Annotated in this window: 27 protein-coding genes and 1 tRNA gene; 16 read left to right on the top strand and 12 right to left on the bottom strand. The window is 64.7% G+C overall.

Translation table 11 applies throughout. From position 1 onward, the window contains the following. Positions 1 to 10: 10 nt before the first annotated feature. Entirely contained in the window at positions 11 to 472 is a 462-nt protein-coding gene (locus tag ACQY4Y_RS02505) for a flavin reductase (RefSeq protein WP_428490722.1), read from the bottom strand. A 291-nt stretch (positions 473 to 763) separates the two neighbouring features. Between ACQY4Y_RS02505 and ACQY4Y_RS02500 the strand changes: the two genes are divergently transcribed. From ACQY4Y_RS02500 to ACQY4Y_RS02490, 3 genes are all read left to right on the top strand, one after another. Then, entirely contained in the window at positions 764 to 2,395 is a 1,632-nt protein-coding gene (locus tag ACQY4Y_RS02500; protein ID WP_428488984.1) for an MFS transporter, read from the top strand. Positions 2,396 to 2,560: 165 nt separating this feature from the next. After that, entirely contained in the window at positions 2,561 to 2,815 is a 255-nt protein-coding gene (locus ACQY4Y_RS02495; protein WP_428488983.1) for a general stress protein, read from the top strand. A 37-nt stretch (positions 2,816 to 2,852) separates the two neighbouring features. Further along, on the top strand, positions 2,853 to 3,368 hold the full coding sequence (locus tag ACQY4Y_RS02490) for a hypothetical protein (RefSeq protein ID WP_428488982.1): 516 nt from the start codon (positions 2,853 to 2,855) through the stop codon (positions 3,366 to 3,368). A 19-nt stretch (positions 3,369 to 3,387) separates the two neighbouring features. Here ACQY4Y_RS02490 and ACQY4Y_RS02485 read toward each other — a convergent pair whose 3' ends face one another. Beyond that, positions 3,388 to 4,989, bottom strand: coding sequence for a GMC family oxidoreductase (locus ACQY4Y_RS02485; protein WP_428488981.1), 1,602 nt, complete (start codon positions 4,987 to 4,989; stop codon positions 3,388 to 3,390). A 30-nt stretch (positions 4,990 to 5,019) separates the two neighbouring features. Continuing rightward, the gene (locus ACQY4Y_RS02480) at positions 5,020 to 6,570 is read right to left on the bottom strand and encodes a carboxylesterase/lipase family protein (RefSeq protein WP_428488980.1); all 1,551 of its coding nucleotides are present in this window, start codon (positions 6,568 to 6,570) and stop codon (positions 5,020 to 5,022) included. Positions 6,571 to 6,712: 142 nt separating this feature from the next. On the opposite strand from ACQY4Y_RS02480, the gene speB reads away from it, so the two are divergent. Then, positions 6,713 to 7,693, top strand: a complete 981-nt coding sequence (speB, locus tag ACQY4Y_RS02475) for an agmatinase (protein ID WP_428488979.1) — start codon at positions 6,713 to 6,715, stop codon at positions 7,691 to 7,693. A gap of 21 nt (positions 7,694 to 7,714) precedes the next feature. Here the strand turns inward: speB and ACQY4Y_RS02470 are convergent, their stop codons facing one another. Both ACQY4Y_RS02470 and ACQY4Y_RS02465 read right to left on the bottom strand, forming a co-directional pair. After that, on the bottom strand, positions 7,715 to 7,867 hold the full coding sequence (locus ACQY4Y_RS02470; RefSeq protein ID WP_428488978.1) for a hypothetical protein: 153 nt from the start codon (positions 7,865 to 7,867) through the stop codon (positions 7,715 to 7,717). A gap of 288 nt (positions 7,868 to 8,155) precedes the next feature. Beyond that, on the bottom strand, positions 8,156 to 10,750 hold the full coding sequence (locus tag ACQY4Y_RS02465; protein ID WP_428488977.1) for an MMPL family transporter: 2,595 nt from the start codon (positions 10,748 to 10,750) through the stop codon (positions 8,156 to 8,158). Between the two features lie 195 nt (positions 10,751 to 10,945). On the opposite strand from ACQY4Y_RS02465, the gene rpmE reads away from it, so the two are divergent. Together rpmE and ACQY4Y_RS02455 are read left to right on the top strand one after the other, a co-directional pair. Next, positions 10,946 to 11,170 (top strand): 50S ribosomal protein L31, encoded by a 225-nt coding sequence (rpmE, locus tag ACQY4Y_RS02460; RefSeq protein ID WP_428488976.1) that lies wholly within the window; start codon positions 10,946 to 10,948, stop codon positions 11,168 to 11,170. Between the two features lie 191 nt (positions 11,171 to 11,361). Beyond that, positions 11,362 to 11,841 carry an Hsp20 family protein gene (locus ACQY4Y_RS02455; RefSeq protein WP_428488975.1) on the top strand — a complete coding sequence of 160 codons (480 nt, stop codon included), beginning with the start codon at positions 11,362 to 11,364 and terminating at the stop codon, positions 11,839 to 11,841. Positions 11,842 to 11,974: 133 nt separating this feature from the next. On the opposite strand, the gene ACQY4Y_RS02450 is transcribed toward ACQY4Y_RS02455, so the two are convergent. Beyond that, positions 11,975 to 12,166 carry a DUF1192 domain-containing protein gene (locus ACQY4Y_RS02450; RefSeq protein ID WP_428488974.1) on the bottom strand — a complete coding sequence of 64 codons (192 nt, stop codon included), beginning with the start codon at positions 12,164 to 12,166 and terminating at the stop codon, positions 11,975 to 11,977. Between the two features lie 231 nt (positions 12,167 to 12,397). Between ACQY4Y_RS02450 and ACQY4Y_RS02445 the strand changes: the two genes are divergently transcribed. Continuing rightward, complete coding sequence (locus tag ACQY4Y_RS02445) at positions 12,398 to 12,973, top strand: DUF1013 domain-containing protein (RefSeq protein WP_428488973.1); 576 nt, start codon at positions 12,398 to 12,400, stop codon at positions 12,971 to 12,973. 34 nt (positions 12,974 to 13,007) lie between these two features. On the opposite strand, the gene ACQY4Y_RS02440 is transcribed toward ACQY4Y_RS02445, so the two are convergent. Continuing rightward, positions 13,008 to 13,181 (bottom strand): YdcH family protein, encoded by a 174-nt coding sequence (locus ACQY4Y_RS02440; protein WP_428488972.1) that lies wholly within the window; start codon positions 13,179 to 13,181, stop codon positions 13,008 to 13,010. Positions 13,182 to 13,328: 147 nt separating this feature from the next. Between ACQY4Y_RS02440 and ACQY4Y_RS02435 the strand changes: the two genes are divergently transcribed. The 4 genes from ACQY4Y_RS02435 to ACQY4Y_RS02420 all read left to right on the top strand — a co-directional run bounded on the left by ACQY4Y_RS02435 (position 13,329) and on the right by ACQY4Y_RS02420 (position 15,332). Further along, the gene (locus tag ACQY4Y_RS02435; protein ID WP_104522304.1) at positions 13,329 to 13,532 is read left to right on the top strand and encodes a YdcH family protein; all 204 of its coding nucleotides are present in this window, start codon (positions 13,329 to 13,331) and stop codon (positions 13,530 to 13,532) included. A gap of 1 nt (position 13,533) precedes the next feature. Next, positions 13,534 to 14,061, top strand: coding sequence for a 5-(carboxyamino)imidazole ribonucleotide mutase (gene purE, locus ACQY4Y_RS02430; protein WP_428490721.1), 528 nt, complete (start codon positions 13,534 to 13,536; stop codon positions 14,059 to 14,061). Further along, positions 14,058 to 15,191 (top strand): 5-(carboxyamino)imidazole ribonucleotide synthase, encoded by a 1,134-nt coding sequence (locus ACQY4Y_RS02425; protein ID WP_428488971.1) that lies wholly within the window; start codon positions 14,058 to 14,060, stop codon positions 15,189 to 15,191. Before purE ends, ACQY4Y_RS02425 begins: the two co-directional genes overlap by 4 nt. 64 nt (positions 15,192 to 15,255) lie before the next feature. Next, positions 15,256 to 15,332, top strand: a tRNA-Pro gene (locus ACQY4Y_RS02420). Between the two features lie 432 nt (positions 15,333 to 15,764). Here the strand turns inward: ACQY4Y_RS02420 and ACQY4Y_RS02415 are convergent. The 3 genes from ACQY4Y_RS02415 to ACQY4Y_RS02405 form a co-directional block, all read right to left on the bottom strand. Next, positions 15,765 to 16,394 (bottom strand): nitroreductase family protein, encoded by a 630-nt coding sequence (locus tag ACQY4Y_RS02415; RefSeq protein WP_428488970.1) that lies wholly within the window; start codon positions 16,392 to 16,394, stop codon positions 15,765 to 15,767. 61 nt (positions 16,395 to 16,455) lie between these two features. Then, positions 16,456 to 17,628 (bottom strand): cobalamin-independent methionine synthase II family protein, encoded by a 1,173-nt coding sequence (locus ACQY4Y_RS02410; RefSeq protein WP_428488969.1) that lies wholly within the window; start codon positions 17,626 to 17,628, stop codon positions 16,456 to 16,458. After that, positions 17,628 to 18,632 carry a D-cysteine desulfhydrase gene (locus ACQY4Y_RS02405; RefSeq protein ID WP_428488968.1) on the bottom strand — a complete coding sequence of 335 codons (1,005 nt, stop codon included), beginning with the start codon at positions 18,630 to 18,632 and terminating at the stop codon, positions 17,628 to 17,630. Before ACQY4Y_RS02405 ends, ACQY4Y_RS02410 begins: the two co-directional genes overlap by 1 nt. Positions 18,633 to 18,788: 156 nt before the next feature. Here ACQY4Y_RS02405 and msrP point away from each other — a divergent pair, with 156 nt between their 5' ends. The 5 genes from msrP to cynS all read left to right on the top strand — a co-directional run bounded on the left by msrP (position 18,789) and on the right by cynS (position 22,646). Continuing rightward, positions 18,789 to 19,706, top strand: coding sequence for a protein-methionine-sulfoxide reductase catalytic subunit MsrP (gene msrP, locus ACQY4Y_RS02400; protein ID WP_428488967.1), 918 nt, complete (start codon positions 18,789 to 18,791; stop codon positions 19,704 to 19,706). Continuing rightward, positions 19,703 to 20,011 (top strand): hypothetical protein, encoded by a 309-nt coding sequence (locus ACQY4Y_RS02395; protein WP_428488966.1) that lies wholly within the window; start codon positions 19,703 to 19,705, stop codon positions 20,009 to 20,011. The genes msrP and ACQY4Y_RS02395 overlap by 4 nt, the downstream gene beginning before the upstream one ends. A 76-nt stretch (positions 20,012 to 20,087) precedes the next feature. Then, complete coding sequence (locus tag ACQY4Y_RS02390) at positions 20,088 to 21,782, top strand: hydantoinase B/oxoprolinase family protein (RefSeq protein ID WP_428488965.1); 1,695 nt, start codon at positions 20,088 to 20,090, stop codon at positions 21,780 to 21,782. 52 nt (positions 21,783 to 21,834) lie between these two features. Beyond that, positions 21,835 to 22,083, top strand: coding sequence for a CDGSH iron-sulfur domain-containing protein (locus tag ACQY4Y_RS02385; protein WP_428488964.1), 249 nt, complete (start codon positions 21,835 to 21,837; stop codon positions 22,081 to 22,083). Positions 22,084 to 22,163: 80 nt separating this feature from the next. Continuing rightward, positions 22,164 to 22,646 (top strand): cyanase, encoded by a 483-nt coding sequence (gene cynS, locus ACQY4Y_RS02380; RefSeq protein WP_428488963.1) that lies wholly within the window; start codon positions 22,164 to 22,166, stop codon positions 22,644 to 22,646. Positions 22,647 to 22,694: 48 nt separating this feature from the next. Here cynS and ACQY4Y_RS02375 read toward each other — a convergent pair whose 3' ends face one another. Then, positions 22,695 to 23,417, bottom strand: coding sequence for a TenA family protein (locus ACQY4Y_RS02375; protein ID WP_428488962.1), 723 nt, complete (start codon positions 23,415 to 23,417; stop codon positions 22,695 to 22,697). Next, positions 23,414 to 26,047 (bottom strand): aminopeptidase N, encoded by a 2,634-nt coding sequence (gene pepN / locus ACQY4Y_RS02370; RefSeq protein ID WP_428488961.1) that lies wholly within the window; start codon positions 26,045 to 26,047, stop codon positions 23,414 to 23,416. The genes ACQY4Y_RS02375 and pepN overlap by 4 nt, the downstream gene beginning before the upstream one ends. Between the last annotated feature and the right edge of the window lie 32 nt (positions 26,048 to 26,079).

The following is a 26,079-nucleotide window of genomic DNA, read 5'->3' as shown; positions in this document are numbered from 1 at the left end:
GAAGGCTGGGTCAGTCCAGGCCGGCCACCTTGTGGTAGCCGCGGTCATAGTAGATCAGGCCCTCATGGGCTGATCCGGTGCGCACCGCCTCGACCAGGCAGAAAAACACGTCGTGGGTTCCGACCTCGACGACGTGGTTGATGCGGCAGTCGAACACCACCACGGCCTGGTCGAGCACCGGGGCGCCGGTTTCCAGGGTCCGCCACGCGTAGCCGTCGAAGCGCTCGTTCATGGTGTGCTGGGTCAGCCCGGCGAACACCGGCGACAGGCCCTCCTGGGCCGGGGTCAGCGTGTTGACGCAGAGCACGCCGTTCTGTTTCATCGCCGGATAGGAATCGTTGGTTCGGTTGGCACAGACTAGCAGCGTTGGCGGCGTGTCGGTGACGCTTGTGACTGCGCTGGCGGTGAACCCGGCCCGGCCGCCGGCGCCATCGGTGGTGATGACATTCACCGCGGCGCCCAGACGGGCCATGGCCTCACGATAGGCTTGTTTCTCCACCGGCACCTAAGGCGTCCTCCGTTGCACTGCGATGAGTATGCAGCACGTTCGCGGCAGTGGCCAGATGAGGCCGATTTGCAGAGCGGTGTGGAACTGCCGAACGTAGCCGATTAAACCGGGGGCGTGCGGTTGGGGGGCGTCGGGTCCGGCGATGGCGAGCAAATCGGTCGAGCAAGCTGGGACGATGGGCGCCGCGGCGACCGGCGGCAGGGTCATCCGCCGGGGCGCGGTGCCGGCCGCCTGGTTCAGCGAGCGACACGGCTGATGCGGCTGCCGGCCGCCCTTGAGCCGTTGCGTCATGGCACCTTCCGCCATCTTTGGATCGCCAGCGTGATCGGCTGGCTGGGGACCTGGCTGCAGAACACCGGCGCCGGCTGGCTGATGACGTCGCTGGCGCCGGAACCGTTCATCGTGGCGATGGTTCAGGCCGCGACCATCATGCCGGTGTTCCTGCTCGCGTTGCCGGGTGGTGCGCTGGCCGACATCGTCGATCGCCGTGTGTTCCTGCTGGGGGCGCAGACATGGACGATCCTGGCGGCGAGCCTGCTGGCGATCCTGACGCTGTGTCACCTGATGACCGCAGTCTGGCTGCTGGTGCTGACCTTTTCGATCGGCATCGGATCGGCGCTGACGGGTCCGGCGTGGAGCGCGGTGGTGCCGGAATTGGTGCCGCGCGAGGACATGGTGCAGGCGATCGCGCTGAACGGCATCGGCTACAATCTGACCCGAGCGGTGGGGCCGGCGATCGCGGGTTTCCTGATCTTGCTGGGCGGATCGAGCCTGGCGTTTTCGATGTATGCGGTGTCCATTCTGGCGGTGATCCAGGCGCTGTTCGTGTGGCGGCGCGGCCGCCGGTTCACCGGGTTGCCGCGGGAGCATCTGGTGCCGGCGATGCGGGCGGGGATGCGCTTTGTGCGCAACACGCCGGCGGTTCAGGCGGCGATGATCCGGACAGCGTCCTATTCGATTCCGGCGTCCGCGCCGTGGGCGTTGCTGCCGCTTTATGTGCGGCACGACCTGGGACTGGGCCCTGGGATGTATGGCTTGATTCTGGGCATGATGGGGGTCGGGGGTGTGACCTCGGGCATGCTGCTGCCGGTGGTGCGGGCCAAATTGTCGCGCGGCGCCACGGTGATCGGCTGCACGCTGTTGTCGTGCGTCGGCATGGCGGTTGTCGGGGCGGCCCGGCACTGGATACCGGCGTGCTTGGGGATGTTGCTGTTTGGCCTGGGATGGACTTCGGCTTTCGCAACGATCCAGGCGGCGGCGCAGTTGGTGTGTCCGCCGTGGGTGCGGGCGCGGGCGCTGTCGATCTACCAGTTGGCACAGAACGGCGCGCTGACCGTGGGATCGTTCGGCTGGGGGATATTGGGCGGCGAGGTGGGTATCGCGCGCACCTTCCTGACCGCGGCGGTGGTCGGTGTGGTGCTGATGCTGATCGTGCGCGGTTTCAGCATCGAGGCGCAGGTACGCGCGGTTTCGCCGGCGGTCGAGCAGGCGGCTTTGATGCCGGCGGCGCCGGCCGCGGAGTTCGTGCCGATGCTGCGACATGCGCGCGGCCGGATCATGGAAGTGGCGTATTATCGGGTGGAACAGCCGCGTCGGATCGAGTTTCTGACGTTGATGAACGAGTTGCGACACGTTCGTGGCCGAGCCGGAGCGGTGTTCTGGCAGGTGTATGGTGATGTCGCCCATTCCGACGGGTGGGTCGAGGTGTGGTTGATGGAAAGCTGGACCGAGCACCTGCGCGAGGCGATACGGCTTTCCGACGACGATAAGAAATTGCTAGCCTCGGTTGCGGTGTTTCAGCGCCAGGCGCAGCGGCCGTCGCGTTATCTGGCGATCGAGCCGAACGCCTACCTTATGGCGCATCGAGACGATGCAATCGGCAGTTGATCGCTGGACACAAAATAGTGTCCCTATAGCAATCAGATCGTGAATTTAGGTTACCGAAATAACAGGAGTTGTGAAGACAACCCGGTCCGGGGCTACTTCGTTGGGCTTGTGCAGGGTTTGCCGGTTTGCGGTGCGCCTTGTGTGAAATCGCGATGAGGGAACACAATGTCTGAATCCCAGCACACCGGTAATCCGGGGAATTTTGCCGAGGATCGCGCGAAAGCCGCTCGTGCCGGCCATGTCGGCGGCCAGCACAGTTCAGGCAACTTCGCCAACGATCGAGAACGGGCCGCTCGGGCGGGCCGCAAGGGTGGTCAGATGAGCCACGGTCGGCCGCGCGGCAGTGACGCGGGAACCGGAGGCAGCGAGGCTGAGCGTGGTTCGGCCAGCGAGACAGCGTCCGAACGCGGCTCGCACTAAACGTGCGAAAGACGGGCTTTTGGGAAAGGTGGATGAGATGAGCGATCAAGCAGGCGGTGCTGGCGCGGCTCGAGAGCTGAGGGCGACGTTCGCCAGTCCCGACCAGATGCAGGATGCGGTCAGCAAGTTGTCGATGTCGGGGTTCGATCGCGCTGACTTGAGCCTGCCGTCACCGGGGTCGCTTGAAGGCACGGAAACGCGGGAGGAGGGGACCAAGGCGGCGTCCACCGAATCGGACGCGCGTCAGGCCCGTACCTTGGGTGCCAGCATGGTGGGAACGGCGGCGGCGCTGGCTGCGGCTGGAGTCACTGTTGCGACGGGTGGGGCGGCGATACCCGCGGTGGCGGCGGCCGCCATTGCCGGCGGCGCGGCCGGCGGATCGGTTTTCGCGGTGCAGGGCGCGGCCGGCAAGAAGGAGCAGGCCGACCGGGACACGAGAGCGGCGAGCGGGGATCTGGTTTTGGCGGTGCGCGCGGCGAACGATGCGAAGCGAGCCGAGGCGGAAGCCATTCTGCGTGCCGCGGGCGCGACCGGCATCGAGGTGGCTGCCTGAAGCCTGGCCGGCCGGGGCGTCAGGCGGGTGTGCGTTGATCCTCGCGGATCATGGTGGCGCCTTTCTCGCCGATCATGATGGTTGGGGCGTTGGTATTGCCGGTGGTCAGGGTTGGCATGATCGAGGCATCGATGACGCGCAGACCGGTCAGGCCGTGGACCCGAAGCCGGGAGTCCACGACGGCGGCGGGTCCGTCGCCCATGCGGCAGGTTCCGACCGGATGGTAGATCGTCGTGCCATAGCGCCTGGCATAGTCGAGCAGCGCGTCATCGGAGCTGATATTCGGTCCTGGAAGCGTTTCCACGGTGCTGTAGCGAGCGATCGCCGGTGCGGCGAAGATCTCTCGAGTGAATTGGATGCCGGCCTTCAGGACCTGGAAATCAGCGGGATCTGACAGGTAATTGGGCGTGATGACGGGTTTTTCCGTGGCATCGGCGCTGCGTGCCATGATCTTGCCGCGACTATCGGGGCGGACCGGGCAGACCGCTACGGTCATGCCATCCTCGCGCTCCAACGTGCCGAATTTGGTCGGATCGTAACTCGCTGGGGTAAACAGCAATTGTAGGTCTGGACTAGCTTTTTCCGGCGCCGAGCGGCAGAACACCTGGGCTGTGGTTATGCCGAAGGTCAGGGCGCCGCGGCCTTGGACGGCGAAGCGTGCCACCTCGCGCGCCAGCCTGACGCCGCGGGCGAGCTTGTTGATCGAGATCGAGCCGGCGACCCGATGCGAGATCCGGGCGACATAATGGTCCTGCAGGTTGGCTCCGACGCCGGGCAGGTCATGTATCACCGGGACGCCGATCGATTGCAGGTGCTGGGCGGGTCCGACGCCGGAAACTTGCAGCAGGTGCGGCGAATTGACGGTGCCCCCGCTGAGGATGACCTCCTTGTTGGCGCGCGCCTCGACGATCTTGCCGCGCTGGCGAAATGCCACCCCGACACAGCGCTTACCCTCGAACAGCAGTTTCGTTGCGATCGCGTCGGTTTCGACCTGGAGGTTGGAGCGGCCGCCGGCCTGTTTCAGGAAGGTCTGTGCGGTTGATCCGCGCCACTTCCCCTTGCGGGTCATCTGCGAGTAGCCGACGCCTTCTTGCTGGCGTCCGTTGAGGTCGTTGCTGAAGCGATAGCCAGCTTGCTGGGCGGCCTCGATGAAGTGGTGGGTCAGCGGCAGGATGGTGCGGTAGTCCTCGACCTTCAGCGGGCCGTCCTTGCCGCGGTATTCCAGGTCGTTGCCTTGCTTGTAGTCCTCGGACTTGCGGAAGTAGGGCAGCACGTCGTCGAAACTCCAGCCACGGCATCCCATCTGCGCCCAGCCGTCGAAGTCGGCGGGGTTGCCGCGCACGTAGAGCATGCCGTTGATGGAACTCGATCCGCCCAGCGTCTTGCCGCGCGGCCAGTGAATGGGGCGTCCGCCGCTGCCTTCGCCGCCCTCGGCGCTGTAGTTCCAGTTGACCACGGGGTGATACAGCAATTTCAGAGTGCCGGCGGGGATGTGGATCCACAGCAGCGAGTCTTTCGGTCCGGCTTCCAACAGGATCACCTTGGCGCCGGTTTCGCTCAGGCGGGCGGCAACGACGCAGCCGGCGGAACCGGCACCGACGATGATGTAATCAGCTTGCATCCGATTAGCCTTGGTTGGATGGCGGCGGGGTCAGGTGGTGGCGGTGATGTCCTGCCACAGTCGGCGCGCTTCGCCGCGCGGGTCGTTCTCTATTCGGCACGTCTTGTCCAATAGCAGGGTGGCCCGGGTTTGGGAGTCGTAGGCGGGCCAGGGCGGGATGGCGGCATGATCTGGGCGGCCGCTGCGGGCGAACGCGGCCCAGACTGAGGACATGGTGTCGGCCAGACGCTGGGCATCGGGGCTGCCGCCGGTGGCGTTGGTCAGGTCGAGCGTATTGAAGGCGAACGGCACATCCATCGCGTGCGGTGCCTTCAGTCTGCCGCCCAGCACGGGGGTTTCCCAGTCGAACGAATACATCCACACCTTGCCGCGGTTCAGGGTCGCACGGCGCTGAGCCAGGACCAGCGAGCGGATGCGGAAATTGCTGTCCGTGGTGGCCGCGATCAGCCGTTCGGCGGGGTTCAGATCGGGATACAGTTGTCCATACAAATCAAGGACGCGACCGGTGTGCTGGCCGGCGATCGGGTCGATCCGCTGGCGCAGGCCGGTCTCGGTCAGGGTGCGATCCCAGACCGGATCGAGGACGGCGAGGAAGTTCGCGGTCTCGTGCTTCATGTCGCCGATGATGAGGGGGATATCGGCACTGATGTCGGAGGCCACCGGGTCGAACGGCTGGGCCGGCAGGACGTCGCCATCGACAACCGGTCCGAACGGATAGCGATCGAACAGCGGCGATGGCGAGGGGCCCAAGGCCTTGATTGCCGGTTCCACGGCGGCCAGCAGGTCGGCGACCGGCACCGCCTGCAGCGCCTCGGCCGTAGCCGCGGCGGAGCCGAGGTGCTGGCGCACGCACTCGGTCAGTGCCAGCGCGCGATCCCGGGTCCGCAGGCGGACCGCCGCGCCGCTTTGAATGATCGCTCTGTGGAACAGACCTTTCGCCCGCGGCATCGACAGCAGCGTGCTGACCTTGGCGCCGCCGCCCGATTCGCCAAAAATCGTGACGTTGCCGGGATCGCCGCCGAAGCCGCTGATGTTGTCTCGCACCCACTGCAGCGACGCCACCATATCGAGGGTGCCGGCGTTGCCGGACAGACGGAACCGTTCGCCGCCGAAAGCCGACAGATCGAGGTGGCCGAAAATGTTCAGCCGCTGGTTGACGGTGACCACCACGACGTCGTTGCGCGCGGCCAAGCGGGTGCCGTGGGTGCGCGGCGAGTTGGCGTTGCCGTAGGCGAAGGCGCCGCCATGGAACCACACCATCACCGGGCGTTTTGCGGTCGGATCGCAGCCGGGTGTCCAGATGTTGAGCGTCAGGCAATCCTCGGTTTCGGGCGAGGGATCGGCGGCTCCAGAAAAATTTTCGAGTTCGGGGCGGGTGGGTGGACGCAGGCCATTTTGCGGCGCTTTGCCAGTGAAGCCCGAACAATCGCGGATGCCGGCCCAAGGGCTGGGCGGCCGCGGCGGAAGGAAGCGGTAGGCGCCGGCGGTCGAGCCGGCGTAGGGGATGGTCTTGAACGCCACGACATCCTCGGCCACGGTGCCCGTCACCTTGCCGGACGCGGTTTCGACCACGTTGTTCATTCGCCATCCTCCGTCGGTTCGGCGTTAGTGTGCCGGAGGAAGCGGATCGAAGGAAAGGGCCCGGCGTAGCCGAGGGCAAAACCAATATTGCGCGAGACTCGACCACCTAGCCTAGGATGTCGGCAATCAGCGAGCGAGACGGATGATCAAGCACCCGGACAAGTATCACGACTTCGAGGACCCGCAGGCGCAGCCGCGCTATACCGGCATCGCGACGTTTTTCCGGACGCAAGCCGTGCAGAAACTGGATCAGGTTGATATCGGCGTCATCGGAGTTCCGTTCGACGGCGGGGTGACCAATCGGTCGGGCACGCGGCACGGTCCGCGCGCGGTGCGCGAGCAGTCGACGTTGCTGCGGCGCATCAACTCGGTGACGCGGATCGAGCCGTTTGCCGCGACGCGCGTGCGCGATCTGGGGGATTGCTGGATTGAGCAGCCATACGAGTTGCAGGGGGCGTTGCGCGAGATCGAGACATTCTATCGCGGCGTGACCGCGGCCGGCATCGTGCCCTTATCGGTCGGCGGCGACCATGCCATCAGCCTGCCGATCCTGCGGGGGGTCGCGGCGCATGGTCCGGTTGGCATGGTTCATATCGATGCTCATTGTGATACCGGTGACGACTACATGGGGTCGCGTTTCCACCACGGCGCGCCGTTCCGCCGCGCGGTGGAGGAAGGTCTGTTGGACCCGAAGAGGGTAATCCAGATTGGGATTCGCGGCACCACCAATGACCCCGACATGTGGGGTTTCAGCCAGCGCAGCGGAATGCGGGTGCTGCCGATGGAGGAGTTCGACGACAACGGCTGGCGCCATGCCGCCGAGGAGGCGCGTCGTGTCGCCAGCGGCGGCCCGACCTACCTGACGTTCGACATCGACAGCCTGGACCCGAGCCAGGCGCCGGGGACCGGGACGCCGGAGGCGGGCGGGATCACCGTTTTGCAGGCGTTGCGTTTGCTGCGGGCGTTGCGCGGCATCGATTTTGTTGGCGGTGACCTTGTTGAGGTTTCGCCGCCGTTCGATGTGGGTTCGGTGACTGCATTCAACGGCGCGTCGGTGCTATTCGAGATTCTGTGTCTGCTTGCCGAGGCTTTGGGGGTTCGGCGGGGCGCTCGGCCGGCTTGACACCCGGCTGCCTGCGTCAAGTCAGCAGGGCGGTGCAAAACCGTCGGGACAGATCACCGTGGACCCAGGCGGCACGACGATGGTGGTGCCCGGGCGCGGAGCGGAACTCTGCGTGTAGCTGATGCAGCCGGCCAGACCGAGCGGCAGGAGCGCGACCAGAAGAAGTTTCTTCATGTGATAGGTCCTTTGCGGCGGCGGCTGACGGAATGATCTTGCAACGCGCACTTGCAACGTTCGTTCGATGTCACGGCCTGATTCAGCACGAAGAAAAAAGATTTCGGGCCCAGGTTTCTTTGGGCGACCCAGATTGCGGTGAGTATCATCGAGCGGATGATATGGTTACAGACGGAGATCCAATACCAGAATGGGCGATCCGACCTTGGTTGCGATGTGTGTCCACATTCGTCGGTTCCGCCTGGCATGTAGCGTTGCCGGATTGCACAATGTCATGGCTTTGCCGGTTCAGATGCGATCCAGCCGCGGCGTGCGCATGCTGGCAAGCAGTGCCGGGATGAACACCAGGCTGGCCAACAAGGTGCAGCCTAGGCTTATCAGCAGCAATTTCCCCATGCTGGCGGTTCCGGGATGAGCCGATAGTGCCAGCGAGCCGAACGCGGTGCCGGTGGTCAGCGCGGAGAACACGATGGCCCGCGCGGTCGCGCTGCCCAGCGGCCGCTGCTGGCCGGCGCGCCAGTTCATGACGAAGTAGATGTTGAACGAGACGCCGACTCCCAGTAGCAGCGGCAGGGCGATGATGTTGGCAAAGTTCAGCGGCAGCGGAAGCAGCACGGTAATCAGCAGCGTCAGCAATGCCGACATCAGCAGCGGAGCCATGACCAGGGCGGCATCCAGCAAACGGCGCAGCAGGCCGAACAGGATGATGGCGATGGCGATCACCGCGTAGACCGCGGCCTCGCGAAACGCTCCGACGATGGTGTCGGCGGTGTCGGCGATGGTGACCGCCGATCCGCCGGCATCGGGTGCCACCGCCACCACCTGGTGGACGAAGGTCTTCAGACCTTGCGGGCTCTGCATCTCGGGCGTCGGATTGACCTGCACCCTGGCTCTGCCGTCCGGCAGCACCCAGTCGCGGGCGAAGTCCGGCGGGATCGAGGCCAGGGTCACCGGTTCGGCGGTCAAAGCGAGCCTCAGGTGGGCAAGCTGTGCCGGCAGGAAACGGGTCAGCGCGGCATTGGTGGCCATCAGCACTTTATCCGGCGCGGTCTGCAAGCGTTGCAGATCGCCAGCCACCAGAGCCAGGGGATGATCCTTCGGCAGTTTGGCCAGCGCCGGCTCGATCTGTGCCAAGGCTGCCTTGGCCGCCATTCTGATGTCTTGCGCGGTGACAGGGGTGGCCGAACCATGCGGTGCCAGAGTGGGCGCCAGGATGGTGTTAGCGTCAGCGATCACCGCCAGCTTCTGCGGCTGATCGGGCGGTACGAAACTATTGATGCTGATCACCCCCGCCACAGTGGACAGTGTCTTGATTTTGTCGGCGATGGTGGCCGCGGCTCGGGCGTTGGGCGCCAGCACATCGATGGTGTACGGATTGGTCACCGGATTGTTGACCAGGTCGCGCAGGGTGCGCATCGCCTCGGTGTTGGGGTTCTTGGTGTCGAGCGGATCGGAATCGAACTCGAGCCAGGGCGAGACGGCGACCGCGGCGATTGCCAGCAGGCCGAACGCCAGCAGGATGATCCGCCGCCACCGCACGATGATTGGATCGATCCGCGCAGCGAACGTGAATCCGACCTCGGCGGCCTCACCGCGTGGGCGGAACAGGGTGATGGCGGCGGGCAGGAAGCCCAGGGTGCAGATGAAGGCGATGATCATGCCGGCGCCGGCGATCAGGCCCAGTTCGGCGACGCCGGAGAACGCGGTCGGCACGAACGCCAGGAAGCCGGCGGCGGTCGCGAGGGCGGCGATCAGGATCTGCACGCCGACGCGCCGGGCGGTCTCGGTCATGGCGGCGGCGGCGTCCGCGGTCTCGAAACGGAATTCTCGGTATCGGACGGAGAACTGGATGGCGAAATCGACGGCGATGCCGACGAACAGGACACCGAATCCGACCGAGACCAGGTTAAGGGTGCCGACCGCTACGGCGGCGAACAGCACGGTCAGCATCAATCCGAGCAACAAGGTCATCAGGATCGGCACGATCAGCCGCCAAGTGTGCACGGCCAGGAACAGCCATAGCGTGATCAGGATCAGGCTGCCGATCAGGCCCTTGACCGCGCCCTGCGCGACGGTGGCGAATTCCTCGTCGGCCAGTGCCACCTGTCCGGTGATGCGGACCCGGGCGTCGCCGGATTTCACGTATGGCAGATCGGCGATGATCGCCCGCATGGCCCTGGTCGCGGCACCGCCGGGCTCGAGCGCGCCGAAATCCTGGTGCGGCTGGGCGAGCACGAAATGGTATGGGCCGGCGAGTTCACTGAGGCCGCCCCCCAGCAGATTTTGCCAGGACAACGGTTTCGGGTGGCCGGCCAGCGCATCGGCCATCGCCTGATGAAAGCCTCTGATCGGAGCCAGGAAGGGGGACAGGTCGGCGTCTGCCTGGGTGACGCCCATGCCGAGCAGCGACAGGGCGGCGAACAGGCCGCGGGCGGAAGGGTCGGCGACCAGTTGGCCGAGAAACGGCTGTGCGTCGATGGTTTTGTCCATCAGGGCGGACAACTGCTTGGGCTGCAGGAACAGCAGGCCTTCCCGTTGCAGGAAGGGGCTGGCATCCGGGCGCCGCACGGTCAGAAAATGGGTCTTGTCGGTGGCCATCCGGGCGGCCAGTTCGGCGGCGGTGGCGTCGGCTTCCTCGGGAATCCGGGCATCGATGACGGCAACCAGAAGGTTGCGGAACTGCGGGAAGTCGCGGTTCATTTCGGCCGCCTGCCGGCGCCAGGGCAGGGTGTCCTTGAACAGGAGATCGGTATCGGTGCTGACGCCGAGATGGGTCCAGGCGATCCAGCCGGCGAAGGCCGCCAGCAACACACCTGCGCAGACGACAGGAAATGAAAAACGGCGGCTTAAATCGACCAGGCGGACAAGCAGGCGGATCAGCATGCGAAGGGACGGCCCATGGAAATGGCGGCGGCTTCTGATAGTCGCTCCGATTACGCGGGTCCATCGCGCAGGCGATTAAAACTTGGCGGTTGGCGGTGAGAGGTGAACTCGGCCTTGAGCTGGCGCCGCGGCGCCGCTATAGCCCGGCGTTCGCGCGGCCGGTCGGGATCGGGGGCGCCAGCAAGGAAACACAGCATGAAGCCGGGCATTCACCCCGAATACCACGAGATCAAGATCGTGATGACCGACGGGACGCAGTTCACCACCCGGTCCTGCATGGGCAAGCCGGGCGACACGCTGCGGCTGGACATCGACCCCAAGTCGCACCCGGCCTGGACCGGGGTGCAGCGGATGCTGGACACCGGCGGCCAGGTTGCCAAGTTCAACAAGAAATTCGCCGGGCTCGGGACGAAGAAATAGCCTCCCGACCGCCGCCGGCTTGGCGCGGCATTCGACCGCGTCGGGCCTAGCGGAGCTCTTGAACGGACAGGCATTGGTTACCAAATCTGATCGCGTCGGAAATGCCCAGTCGGGGTTCCCGGGCGTGCAGGCAGGCTGGCCCAGTTCGGGCGGCCGCAACGAGTGACCTTGCTTAGTAGGAGGTTTTGGTAATGACCAGTGTTGATTTTGCTCCGCTTTTCCGCACCGCGATCGGGTTTGATCGGCTGGCTCGGTTGGTGGACACCGCCGCTTCCGGTCAGGAGGCGCAGAGTTACCCGCCGTACAATATTGAAAAGACCGGCGACGATTCGTATCGTCTGACCATGGCCCTGGCCGGCTTCCGTCCTGAGGATTTGGACCTTACCGTCAAGGATAACACATTGGTGGTTTCGGGGCGTGTGGCCAATGATGGCCAGAAGCCGGAGATCCTGTATCGCGGGATTGCCGGACGCGCGTTCGAACGCCGTTTTGTGTTGGCCGACCACATCGTTGTCGAGGGTGCGGATGTGCAGCACGGGTTGCTGCATGTCGGGCTGAAGCGGGTGGTGCCGGAGGCGCTGAAGCCACGCAAGATTGCCATCGGCAGCGCGGCACCGGCGGTGCAGGGCTCGATCGCCAACGATACCCAGGATGCGTCGAAAGCAGCCTGATCGGCGATGCGATGATGAACGCGGGGGCCGGGTTTCGGCCCCCGTTTTTCATGCCGAATCGATTGGCCGTCTGGTGGCAGTCGAGGCCCGGACCGCGGGTGCACTCGCGGCGGGCAGTCCAGTCGGGTCGCCATCACGGTCGCTTGAAAAATGCGTCGGCCGCGCTGCGGTGGCCGTTCTTGCGGCCGATGTCGGCCTCGACCCTGGCAATCTCTGTTCTCAATTCCTCGATATAGCTGCGCAGTTCATCGATGCCGAGGCTGTCGAGCAGCAGCGGGTCGAGCCGGCGGCGTTTTGTCAGGGGTTCGTCTTCTTCCCGGGCCATTTGGTTGTTCCTTACTGGCGATATCCGGCGGCATGGCGTTGCAGCCATGCGCGCGGGAGAGACCTTAATACCGCCAAAGTTGCTTGACCGACCTCTATTGGATTGTCATATCCGCAATTCGGCCGCGGCCAGTTGTTGTTGTTTTGTGTGGGCATTTGCGGTGAATGGCCTGCGATCGGCAGCACCAAAACGAAAATCGCCCGCCTTCGGCCCTGAGAGTGTGAAAAAGCCATGACCCTTCCGCTGATGCCAAAGGCCACCGCCGTGTGGTTGATCGACAAAACCGCCCTTACGTTCACACAGATTGCGGAGTTCTGCGGCATGCATCCGCTAGAGGTGCAGGCGATTGCCGACGGCGAGGTCGCTCAAGGGATCGTCGGCTACGACCCGGTTGCCAATATGCAGACAACTTCGGAGAACATTCGCCAGTGCGAGGCCGATCCGAACGCCCGGCTGAAGCTGATCGCGAATGCCCTGCCGATGCCCAAGCGGCTGCGCGGGTCGCGGTACACACCGGTTGCCAAACGCAACGACCGCCCGGACGCGATTGCGTTCGTGCTGCGCAATTATCCGCAGCTTTCGGAAGCCCAGGTCGGCAAATTGCTCGGCACGACCAAGGACACGATTCAGAAGGTGCGGGAACGCACGCACTGGAACAGTGCAAACATCAAGCCGCGTGATCCGATCATCCTGGGGTTGTGCAGCCAGACAGACTTGAATGCGGCGGTGGCTCAGGCAAACGACCGCTTGCAGCGGGAAGGGCGCGCCGTGCCGGTGCCGCAGCCGGAGGCGGACGAGGCCGCCTGACCGGCCTGGCGGGGGCAAGCTGAACGGTGTCCGTTCAGTCGGCTTGGGTTCGCAGCCTCTCTATTTCGTCTTTCAGGCGCAGCTTTTCGAGTTTTAGTCGCATGAGGGCTTCCGTATCGGGTTGCGGACGATGGTCCTCGTCGAAAATTCGCGTTTCGAGAGACGCATGCCGTTCCTTCAGCGCGTCGAGACGGGTATTCAGGCTCATGGACTGGGTACCTCCGCGTTTAACCGGTGGGCTGCCAGCGGGCACCGCAGTGACCGCGGCGGTTCAACGTAACGCGTTTGCCATCGACCTGACCAGCTACAACTTCGTTCTCGGTTTGAGGATTTATTTCTATCGTAGGTTGTGGTCATGCTGAGCGATAGGGATTCACTGCTGCGCAAGCTGCATGGGTTGCGCAGCGAGCATCGGGACCTGGACACCGTCATTGCGCGCCTCGCTGACCAGGGCGCGTCGGATCAGCTGCATCTGCAGCGTCTGAAAAAGCGCAAGTTGATGCTGCGCGATGAGATTGCCTGGCTGGAAAGCCGGCTGATCCCGGACAGTATTGCCTGACATGGCGGCGGGACAGGCAGCTTTGGTCGGGATCATCATGGGCAGCCAGTCGGACTGGCCGGTGCTGAGGCACGCGGCCGAAATGTTGGCCAGGCTTGGTGTGCCTCATGAGGTGAAGATCGTCTCGGCGCATCGGACCCCGGATCGGTTGCGCGGCTTTGCGAAGACGGCTCGGGATCGCGGATTGAAGGTCATCATCGCCGCGGCAGGGGGTGCGGCGCATCTGCCGGGGATGTGTGCATCGTGGACATCGCTGCCGGTGTTGGGTGTGCCGGTGGAGGGGCCGACGCTGGGCGGCATGGACAGCCTGCTCTCGATGGTTCAGATGCCGGCGGGCGTTCCGGTCGCCACCCTGGCGATCGGCCGGGCCGGGGCGGTGAACGCGGCGCTGCTGGCGGCGGCAATCCTGGCCACCGGCGATGCCTCGGTTGCGGCACGGCTAGATGCGTTTCGGGCCGAGCAGACCGCGGCGGTGCCGGAGGCTCCGGAACCGACGACCGGGCGGGGGGGGCGCGAGGATCCATCATGACCCGGTTTCCGCTGCCGCCGAATGCGACGATCGGACTGGTGGGAGGTGGGCAGCTTGGCCGGATGTCGGCGCTGGCCGCGGCGCGACTTGGTTACCGCTGCCACATTTTGACCCGGGAGACCGACAGTCCGGCGGCGCAGGTCTCGCATGGCGTGACGATCAGTGACTACAGCGATCCGGTCTCGTTGCGCGCGTTCGCCGATGTGGCGGACGTGATCAGCTTTGAGTTCGAGAACGTCAGCGCCGAGGGGTTGGATCTGTTGGCCTCGATCCGGCCGGTGCGACCCTCGCCCTCAGTGCTGCGGATCAGCCAGGACCGGGTGGATGAGAAGACTTTTCTCAATGGCGCGGGCGTTGCGACGGCGCCTTGGGCGCGGGTGGATTCCAGGCGGGAGCTTGACGAGGCGGTGCGTCGGCTTGGGCTTCCCGCGGTGCTGAAGACCACCCGGCTGGGCTATGACGGCAAAGGGCAGGCGACGCTGCGCGCGATGGCGGACCTGGACGGCGCGTGGGCTCGGCTGGATCCGAAGCCGCTGGTGCTGGAAGGGTTCGTGGACTTCGCCCAGGAGATCAGCGTGGTGGTGGCGCGGGGCGACGATGGCGCCTTGTCGAGCTTCGATACCGTAGAGAACCGTCATCGCGATCACATACTAGATCTGACCCTGGCACCGGCGCGAATTTCGCCGGCGGCGGACCAGGCGGCGCAAGCGATCGGCTGTCGTGTCGCGGAAGCGCTGGACGTGGTTGGGCTGCTGGCGGTGGAGATGTTCATCGACAGCGACGGCAAGGTGTTGGTGAACGAGATCGCGCCTCGGCCGCACAACTCCGGGCACTGGACGATCGATGCATGCCCGGCGAGCCAGTTCGAGTTGCACATCCGGGCGATTGCCGGGCTGGCGTTGCCGTCGGCGACGCGGCATTCGGATGCGGTGATGAAGAATCTGATCGGGCCCGAAGGTGTGGCGCTGTGGCCGGCCGCGGTGGCGGAGCCGGGTCTGATCCCGCACCTGTATGGCAAGGCGGCGGCGTTGCCGGGGCGGAAGATGGGGCATGTGACACGGCTTTTCCCGCGCGGTGGGCTGCCGGGGGATTTCGGGGTGAATGCGGCGTTGGGGGTGCTGGGCGGTTGAGGGGTTTGAGGTCGATCGGTGCCTTGCTTCCGCCGCGTTCGGGGGCTATAGGCGCGAATTCGGCCGGAGTGTAGCTCAGCCTGGTAGAGCACTGTGTTCGGGACGCAGGGGCCGGAGGTTCGAATCCTCTCACTCCGACCAGAAGCGACTTTGTTTTGGGTAGTCAGGTCGGTGGTATCAACCGACCAAAGGTGTATGGTTCGATTGTTTCGTTGTCCATCGTCGACCGGACGATTTTCAATTGACAGATCGACTGCAGGTTCATTCAATATGCGCTGATATGCCGAGGACCCGACCGAACCCGATCGCTATTTGTACGGTGATGACCTAATCACCGTTAATGATTTCCTTAATGGCGTTGTACGGCACGTGGACGCGGGCGGGGAATTTTCGGGCGCTCGTGTCTAGCGCTTCAAGTTCATCTTCAGGACTACGCCAGGATGGATCGGCGGAAGGTTGTCGGTCCGACTGGTCATCGAATCCTCCGGTTCGAGGGCTTTGAGTGATCGCCGACGAGCCAGCTTTTCCGGAAACTGGCAAGCCGTGGGTCTATGCTGGCGCGCTTTTTGACTGTCATGCGTCAGACCATTTTTGTCCCCAGTGGTCGGTGAAGACGACGTCCTGCAACGCGGTTCGTCCGACCGGTCCGAACTTTCCCAGCGGGTAGCCGACTGGCAGTATGGCGTAGGAATGGGCGTCCTCGGGCAGTCCCATCGCGGCTTCCGTTTGCTTCTCGAACAGCAGATAGAGCGTGGTCAGGGTGGCACCGAGGCCGAGCGCGCGGGCTGCCAACAGCATGTTCTGCACTGCCGGGTAGATCGAGGCGCCCGAGGTCCTGGTGTGGGTTCCGCCCTGCAGACAGGGCACGATCCATACCGGCGCTTCGTGCAAATGGTCGGCCAGATGCTCTGCCGCCGCCAACATGCGGTCGAACCGGTCACGGGTCGATCCGGGTGCCGGAGCGCCAGCGCGGTATCGCGGCGCCACGGTTTCGTGCCAGGCGCGGCGGTACCAGTGCGCCGTCGCGGCCTTGATCGCGGGATCGCGGATCACCAGGAAGCGCCAGGTTTGCATGTTTCCGCCGTTGGCCGCCGCAATGCCGGCATCGAGGATCTGGCGGATCAGTGCGGCGGGCACCGGGTCTGGCTTCAGCCGGCGCATCGAGCGTGTGGTGCGGATGATCTCAAACAGGTCGGTGTTCATGGTGCGGCCCTGCTGCTCGGCGCCGATCGGTTTTCCCGCGGCGTCTGGTTGGACATCGAAATCAGGTCATTCCTAGCCGCTGCGAAGCGATACGAGCGCCGTCGGCCATTGCCCGCAGCTTGGCCCATACCACGTCCTCGGCGACCCGGCCGCGGCCGGCCGAGGTATCGAAGCCGCAATCGGTCCCGGCCAGCACGCGGGTCGGATCGCCGACCGCGCGGACTGCCAGCTCGAGCCGGTCGGCCACGACCTCGGGATGCTCGACGAAATTGGTCAGCGGATCGATCACCCCGGCCACCACCACCTGGCCGTCGGCGAGCGGCAGGTTCTTCAGGCAGCGGTATTCGTGGGCATGGCGGGGATTGGCGAATGGCAGTACCCAGCCTCCGACTTTTGCCCGAGCGATGGTGGGCAGGATGTCCTGCAGATCGACGTCGCAATCGTGCGGCGCCTCGTAATTGCCCCAGCAGGCATGAATGCGGACCCGGTCGGCAGGGATATTGGCCAGGGCCTGGTTGATGGTTTCCACCACGCGTTCGGCGAAGTCGATGAAATCGCCCAGCTTGCGGTCCTGGAAAGAGACGTGTCGTTCCAGCGCGAGGTCGGGCGCATCGATCTGCAGCAGGAAGCCGGCCGCGACGATTGCCTCGTACTCGATGCGCAGGGCCTGGCCGAGGGCGTGCAGATAAGCGTCCTCGGTGTCGTAATGTTCGTTCATCAGGGCGGCGGCGATGATGCCTGGCGATGGCGCGGTCATGAACGGTTCGGCGAAGCGGCCCTCCACCTCGGACAGGGTGGCGTGGAATTCGTCGCACTCGGCCTTGATAAGGGCGGGGTCCAGATAGGCCACGGCTCCGATCGCCTTGGGCAGGGCGCCGCGGTTGCTAACCGAACGGCGGGCGCTGTCCTGTTCGCTGGCCCAGGCTTGATATCCGGGGTATTTGACGACGTCGGCCATCGGCCGGCGGTTCCAGGTGCCGCCGAAGCCCGTCATGCGCCGGCGCACGTAGAGGAAGAACGCCTCACGCTGCTGCTCGCCGTTGTTGCCGACGTCGATTCCCGAGGCGATCTGCTGGCGCACGACGTGGCGGGTCGCCAGCTTGCCGGCGGCATCCAGCGCCGCTTCGTCGATCGCCTCGCCGGCGGCGCGGCGCGCATAGAGGTCGGTCAGTGCGGCTGGACGGGGCAGGCTGCCGGTATGGGTGGTCAGGATGCGGTGTTGGCTGCTGAGCATCAGCCGGCGGCCTCCATGAAGCTGGTATAGCCGAACAAGCCGACGGCGCCGCCGGTGTGCAGGAACACGACGGTCTCGTGCTTGGGCAGGATGCGCTTGCGGATCAGGTCGATCATCCCAGCCATTGCCTTGCCCGAGTAAACCGGATCGAGCAGGATTCCCTCTTGCTGGGCGAGCATCTGGACGGCCTCTCGCATGGCTGGGGTGGGGATGCCGTAGCCGGTGCCGACATAATCGCAGTTGGCGACCACGGCCTGGCGCGGCACGCCGGCTTTCATCCCGACATACTGAGCGGTGTCCTGGGCCAGGCGGTGGACGTTCTCCTCCTGGCGGTCACGCGGCAGCCGCACGCCGATGCCGAGCACCGGAACCTGGGCGTTGATTCCCTCCAGCCCGACCAGCAGGCCGGCATGGGTTCCAGCACTACCGGTGGCGGTGACGATGCGGTCGATCCGCAAGCCCATTTCGTCGGCCTGCTGCATCAGTTCCTGGGCGCAGGAGACATAGCCGAGCGCGCCGACCTTGTTGGAACCGCCACCGGGGATTACGTAAACCTGCTCGCCGGCGGCGCGCAGGGCGGCGCCCTTTGTCTCGGCTTCGGCGTTCATGTCGAGGCCGGCGGCGCGATATTCGATGTTGCATCCGAACAGCTTGTCCAACAGCACATTGCCGCTGCCGAGGTAGTCGCGATCGTTGGTTTCGACCCGATGCTCGAGCAGCGCGGTGCAGGTCATGCCGACTTTTCGAGCGACCGCGGCGGTTTGGCGGACATGGTTGGACTGCACCGCGCCCTGGGTGACGACGTGGGTAGCGCCCTGCGCCTTGGCCTCACCGATCAGCCATTCCAGCTTGCGCACCTTGTTGCCGCCGGTGGCCACGACGGTGCAGTCGTCGCGCTTGATCCAGATCTCGGGGCCGTCGAGGGTGCGCGTCAGGTTTTCCAGCCGCTCGAGCGGGGTTGGCGCCGGGAACAGGCGAACCCGCGGAAATCGGGCGAGATGCATGAGCGTTCTCCTGGAGAATTGTTTTGGCTGGCTATCTAATGTTTAATTTGGTGTATCCTGTCCCATCCGGCATTCGAGGGCCAGATAGGCTTGTCCGGCGGCGGCTAATCTTCGTATCGGACGGGTAGAAAAGCGCATACGGGAAGGGCGATAGCCATGCACATCATCCGAAGGTACGGTTGGGAGGTGGCGGAGCGTGCGGTCACCCCGGAACATCTGGTGCTGCATCGCCGGTCGGTGCTGGCCGGCGCGACGGCGATGACCATGCTGCCGGCGATGATGGCTTACGCCGACACCCCCACGGTGCAGGACTACAAGCCTGGGCGGCCGCTGACCGAGGAGAAATATGCGACCACTTACAATAACTATTATGAGTTCGGCGACAGCAAGAACATCTGGCGCGACGCGCAGGCGCTGAAGCAGCGGCCGTGGACGATCAAGCTGGACGGCATGATGAAGCAGCCGCGCACCATCGCTATCGACGATTTGCTCAAGCAGGTGTCGCTGGAGCAGCGGGTCTATCGTCACCGTTGCGTCGAGGCGTGGGCGATGACGGTGCCGTGGACCGGCTTTCCGCTCGCCGCGCTGCTGAAGCTGGCTGAGCCGCTGGGTTCGGCCAAATACGTGGTGTTCGAGACCGCACAGAACAAAGTGATGCCGGGTCTGGATGTGCCGCTTTATCCGTGGCCATATGTGGAGGGGGTGACGATCGCCGAAGCCGGCAATGACCTGGCGTTCATCTCCACCGGGATGTATGGCAAGCCGCTGCCGCCGCAGAACGGCGGGCCGATCCGGCTGACGGTGCCGTGGAAATACGGCTTCAAATCGGGCAAGGCGATCGTGAAGATCAGCTTCACCGACAAGCGTCCGATGACATTCTGGGAAGCCCTCGGGCCATCGGAATATGGCTTCTGGGCGAACGTGAACCCGGGGGTTCCGCACCCCAGGTGGAGCCAGGCGACGGAACGGCTGCTGGGCACCGACGAAAGAGTGCCAACACAGATTTTTAATGGCTATGCTGAACAGGTCGCTGCGTTATACGCTAACCTGAAGACAGAGAAGCTATTCATGTGATTGCCCAACGCGTCCTGGCCGTGATGTCCGCCATTTTCCTGGTCGCTGCCGTCGCCGTTGCGACGTTCGGGCCGGAAAGCATATCGCTGGGGCAGGCGCTCTACATGCTGGACCATGACGTACTGGACAAGCTGCCTGACTGGTCAACCCGGACCCTGGGCACCTGGGTGTGGACGTCGGTGATCCAGCCACTGCTGGTGCGGCCGGCTTGGCTGGTCCCGGCCTCGGCGGGGATCGTTTGCGTCGGGCTGTCGATGTCCTTCGCCAACCGCAAGACTTCGCATCGGTCGCACCGGCGAAGCTGACGCGATCGCTGTTGGATGGTGGCGTTTCGCCTCGACCGTCGATCAAAACAAGGCGACTGGGAGCGGTGGGTTTGCGATGGCGCCATTGAAAAGCGATCCGGCTTGTTTCGAAGTCGTTAAGAACGCGCTTTATTCGGCGGCCGAGGAGATGAAGATCGTCCTGGCGAAAACCGCCTATTCGCCGCTGCTGAAGGTGGCGGGGGACTACTCCTGCGGCATTTTCGACGTTGATGGGAACATGGTGGCGCAAGGGCCAGATCTGCCGATCCACCTGGGATCGATGCCGGATGCGGTGCGCGCGGTGGTGCGGGCGTTCGGCGACGTGGTTCCGGGGGACGTGTTCATCCACAACGATCCGTATGACGGGGGATCGCATCTGCCGGACGTGAACGTGGTGGCGCCGGCGTTCCATCAGGGTCGTCTGCTGGGATTCGGCTGCGTCCGTGCGCACTGGCCTGACATCGGCAGTGCCACGCCGGGCAGTTACGGCGCGGTGACTGAGATCTATGGCGAGGGACTGCGCCTGCCGCCGGTACGGCTGTATCGGGATGGCCGGCCGGACCCGGCGGTGGAGGCGATCATCCTGGCCAATGTGCGCACTCCGGCGGAGCGGCTGGGCGATCTGCGCGCGCAGGTGGCGGCGAACTATCGGGCGGCGCAGCGGCTGGGGGAGCTGGCGGCGAAGTATGGCACCGACTCGCTGTTGGAGATCATGCAGGAGGTGCTGGATTACTCGGAGAGGATGATGCGGGCGGCGCTGCGGGCGCTGCCTGACGGTGAAGCCGAATTCACCGATGTGTTCGATGGTGACGGGGTGATCGGGCCGGGAGAGGCCGAGGACGAGACCTTCAAGGTTCATATCAAGGTGGTGAAGCGCGGCGATACCATCACCGCCGACTTCAGCGGGTCGGACGGTGCCGTTGCAGGGCCGATGAACGCGCCGCTGACGGTGACCGCGTCGGGGGTGTTCTGCGCGCTGAAGATGATCGCCGACCCGAACAGCCTGATCCCGCCGAACTCCGGTTGCTGGCGTCCGGTAACGGTCACCGCGCCGCTGGGATCGGTGGTGAACGCGCAGCATCCCTCGCCGGTGGTTTACGCCAATCATGAGATCTCGCACCGGGTGGCGGACATGGTGATGGCGGCGCTGTTTGCGATCACCCCGCGTTCGGTGATGGCGGGTTCGCAGGGGACTTCGGCGGTGATCACCTTCGGTGGGGTGGATTATCGCAGCGGCGATCGTTTCGTCAGTTACGAGTCGGTCAAGGGCGGGTTTGGGGCGCGGCCGATCAAGGACGGCATAAACGCGGTGGCGAGCACCGTGTCCAACATGAGCAACACGCCGATCGAGATCCTGGAGATGAGTTTTCCGTTGCGGGTGGAAGAATATTCGCTGGTGCCTGACAGCGGCGGCGCCGGCACCTATCGCGGTGGGCTCGGGGTGCGGCGGGTGTGGCGGGTGCTGGAGAATCAGGCCCATGCCGCGGTTTGCTGCGAGCGGACGGTCACGCCGGCGTTCGGTTTGGACGGCGGCCTGGCTGGGGCGGCGGCGCGGCTGGAACTGATCGCGCCGCGATCGAATGCGCGCCGGCTGACCAGCAAGGGCGGGTTCCTGGCGCCGGCCGGGTCACTGGTGGTGATGGAGGCGCCGGGGTCGGGGGGTTACGGGCCGCCTTCGGCACGCGATCCGGCGGCCCTTTCCCAAGACCTGCTGGACGGTTACGTTACCGCGGTGGAAGCATGCCATCTGTATGGCGTGGAGACGGCCTGAGGCGCTTTATGGTGGGCAACTTGCCTGGCCGAGACAACGGAAGGAAAATGATATGTCGCAATCGCTGCCACTCGTTGCCCAGAAGGGGTCCTACAAGATCGAGGTCGAAGCAGGAAAGTCCTATTGGTGGTGCGCCTGTGGCCAAAGCGGCACGCAGCCGTTCTGCGACGGGAAACACAAGGGTTCCGGCTTCGCCCCGATCAAGTTCGAAGCGGATGAGAGCCGCACGGTATCGTTCTGTGGATGCAAGGGAAGCGGCAAAGCGCCGCTTTGCGATGGGTCGCACAAGAATATCCCATAGCTGAATCTCGGATCGCGAGCGATCTTCCCTTTCGGCGGGACATTTGCCATCCTTTATTGCCTATACAATGGAGGTGACAGGTGACCCGAGTGGAATTGACCGAGAAAATCCTTGATATCAAGCGGGAGAAGGATTGGACCTGGAAGTATATCTGCGAGCAGATCGGCGGCATGTCGGAAATACTGCTTGTCGGCGCGCTGCTCGGACAGATGAAGCTGGTCAAGCCGCTGGCACGGAAGGCGGCTTCATTGTTCGGGCTGAGCGCGGCCGAGCAGCGGATGTTGAACGAGGTTCCGTATCGCGGAAGCCCGATGCCTCCGACTGATCCGTTGCTTTACCGGTTCTATGAGCTGGTGATGGTGAATGGGCCGGCCTGGAAGGCGTTGATCGAGGAGGAGTTTGGCGACGGCATCATGTCGGCGATCGACTTCGATGTGGCGATCGATCGGGAGGCCAATCCGATGGGCGACCGGGTGAAGATTACGATGTCGGGAAAGTTCCTGCCGTTCAAGTATTACGGCAATGAGCAGGGGATCCCGGAGACCGGCGTCCGGGAAGAGTAGCGCGTGTTCCGCGTCACGGAGCGACCCGGGTGCGGTCATCACGCGTGCTCAGTCTGACAGCGGCCAGCCTCGTTGTTGGTAGGCGCCGTCCCAGAATAGGTATTCGTATTGGGTGGAGCGGGTGAAGGCGGTCATCATTCGTGCGCGCAGTCCATCGGTTGCGGCGGCTGCGGCGCGGTCGGTCGCGGCGATGACGGCGCGGACGGCGTCGCCGAACGCGGTGTCGGAATAGGTGCCGATCCAGGCGCGATATTTGTTGTCGGGGGCGGCGGTTCGGGCGATGGCGTTGCCGACGTCCCAGTAGATCCAGAAGCAGGGCAGCAGCGCCGCCATCAGCACCTCCCACGGTTCATGGTAGGCGGTGGCGAGCAGGAAGCTGGTGTAGTTCAGACAATCAGGTGATGGTAGGGCAGGTGATGGTTCGGCAGGTGATGGTTGGGCAGGAGATGGTTGGGCGGGTGATGGTTCGGGTGGCGCCGGAGCGGCGGCGGACTGGGTCAGATATTGGGCGTGCAGGGCCTGCTCGACCGCCACGGCTTGCAGCGCGCATTCACCGAATAGGCGCAAGGTGGCGCCGTCCGGCCCCTTGGCTCCGGCGATCACCAGGATGCGGGCGTATTGGTCGAGATAGAGTGCATCCTGCGTGATGTAGAACCCGAACCTGGCCGGATCGAGCGTGCCGGCGGCGAGTTCGCGGTTGAACGGCAAGGCATGGATGGCGGCGCGCAGTTCGGTGGTGCTTTGCCAGGCGTGGTCGCAGAAGCTGGTCATGCGATGCTCTTGGAGGCCATTTCGAAGGTGTTGCGCGAGAGGCCGGGCAAGTCGAGAATCCGTTGCAGTTCAGCCTGCATCAGATGCTGCCGAACGGTGTCGAAGCGGCGCCACTGACCCAGCGGCGAGACCATGCGGGCGGCGACCTGGCCGTTGGTTGGGTCGAGCTGAACGATGGTGTCGGCGTACAAGAGGTAGCCGGCGCCGGATCGGTCGTGGAAGCGCACCTGATTGGCGGCGAAACTGCTGACCAGGGCGCGGATCCGGTTGGGGTTGCGCAGGTCGAAGTCGGGATGGGCCTTGAGGTCGCGCACCGCTTGGGCGGTGGCGGGCAGCGGCGACAGCGCCTGGATCGCGAACCATTTGTCGAGCACCAGCGGATCGCCTTGCCAGGCTTGGTAGAACCTATCCAGTGCTTGGGCTTGCTGCGGGCAATCCACGCCTGACAGGATGGCAAGCGCGGCCAGCACGTCGGTCATGTTGGCGCCGGTGTCGAACTGCGCCTTGGCGAGCGGCACCGCCTGGGCATCGCCGCCGGCGACCAGATAGCTGAGGCAGGCGTTGCGCAGCGAGCGGCGGCCGATCGCCGGCCCGTCGATGGTGTATCCACCATTGTCGGTCAATGTGTCATACAGGGCGCGCAGCTGGCCACAGAGTGCCTGGCCGATCGCGTTGCGGGCGGTGTCGCGGGCGGTGTGGATCGCATCGACATCGACGACGTTCATCTTGTCGGCGAGCGAGGCTTCACCGGGAAGCGCCAAGGCCTCGGCGGCGAACGCAGGTTCCTGGTCCAGGGTGGACGCCATCGCCTCGATCAGTGCGGGGTCGGTGACTGGATCGCGTCCGGCCTGGATGGCGGCGACCATGTCGAGCAGTACCGAGGCGGCGAATTGCTGGCCGGATTCCCAGCGCACGAACGGGTCGCTGTCGTGCGCGGCGAGGAAGCGCAGACGATCGGGCGCGAGGCCCGATAGCTTCACCGGGGCGGAGAAATCGCGCAGCAGAGATGGCACCGGGGGGCTGGCGACGTCGATGAATTCGAAGCGGTTTTCCGTCCGTGTGGCGAGCAGGATCCGGGTGCCGGGCGCGGGGTCGGGGTCGCCTTGGAGCCGGGTGGCGAGTTGCTGTCCGTTGCCATCGAGCAGGCCCATGGCGACCGGAATGACCTGGGGATATTTGTCCGGCTGGCCAGGGGTGGGCTTGGTGCTCTGTCGGATCGTCAAGGTGTAGCGTTTTGTTGCGGGATCGTAGGTATCCTCGACCGAGATTTCCGGCGTGCCCGCTTGGTGATACCACAATTTGAAGTCTTGCAGATCGACGCCTGATGCGTCCTGCATGGCCTGCACGAAATCATTGATGGTGACGGCTTGATTGTCGTGGCGGGCGAAGTAGAGGTCCATGCCGCGGCGGAACGCCGGACGGCCGATGATGGTGGCCATCATGCGGATTACCTCGGCGCCCTTGTTGTAGACGGTCGCGGTGTAGAAGTTGTCGATCGCCATGTAGCTCGCGGGTTGCACCGGATGGGCGAGCGGGCCGGCGTCCTCGCGGAACTGCGCCGCGCGCAGGCCGCGGACGTCGCCGATTCGTTTGACGGCCCGGCTGCCCTGGTCGGCGGAGAATTCCTGATCGCGGTAGACGGTGAGGCCTTCCTTCAGCGACAGTTGAAACCAGTCGCGGCAGGTGACGCGGTTGCCGGTCCAGTTATGGAAATACTCGTGCGCGATGACGGTCTCGATGCCCTGGTAGTCGGTGTCGGTCGCGGTCTCGGGCCGGGCGAGGACGTATTTGGTGTTGAAGACGTTGAGGCCCTTGTTCTCCATTGCGCCCATGTTGAAGTCGGACACGGCGGCGATGTTGAACACGTCGAGGTCGTATTCCAGGCCGAACACCTCTTCATCCCAGGTCATCGACGTCTTTAGCGAGCGCATGGCGTGGGCGCAGCGGTCCTCGTCGCCGCGGCGGACGTAGACGCCGAGCTCGACGGGGCGGCCGGATCGGGTGGTGAAATGGTCCTTGACAGAAACGAGATCGCCGGCGACCAGGGCGAACAGGTAGCATGGTTTTGGATGCGGGTCGGTCCAGGTGACCGAGCGGCGGTCGCCGAACTGGATGGTCGGGCCGGGGTTGCCGTTGGACAGCATGACCGGGCAGGCGCTGATGATGGTCGTGGTGTAGCGCGACATCACATCAGGACGGTCGGGGAAGTAGGTGATGCGGCGGAAGCCCTGAGCCTCGCACTGGGTGAAATAGTTGCCGCCGGAGACGTAGAGGCCGCTGAGTTCGCTGTTGTCCTTTGGCGCGATGCGGGTTTCGATTTGCAGCGTGCAGGCGTCGGGCATGTCGGGGATGACCAGGCCGGCCTTGACGATGTGGTAGTCGGTTTCAGTCAGGGGTACGCCGTCGCGGGTCAGGCGGAGCAGGGTCAACGCCTCGCCGTCGAGATGCAGGGCGGCGTCGGCAGGTGCGGCGGGATTGCGGCGCAGGTTTAGGTTGGCGACGACGGTGGTGACGGCTTCGTCAAGGTCGAAGCGCAGGTCCACGGTGTCGATCAGGAAGGCTGGCGGCGCGTAGTCGGCCAGCCGGATTTCCTGCGGGGCGACATCGGTGGCGATGGCATCTGCGGGCATGGGTTCTCCGGCTTACGGTTTGGCGAGGCTTA

It is taken from the genome of Rhodopila sp. (genome assembly GCF_965277165.1).
Classification (GTDB): Bacteria; Pseudomonadota; Alphaproteobacteria; order Acetobacterales; family Acetobacteraceae; genus Rhodopila.
This window is presented reverse-complemented; position numbering and strand designations above follow the sequence as displayed.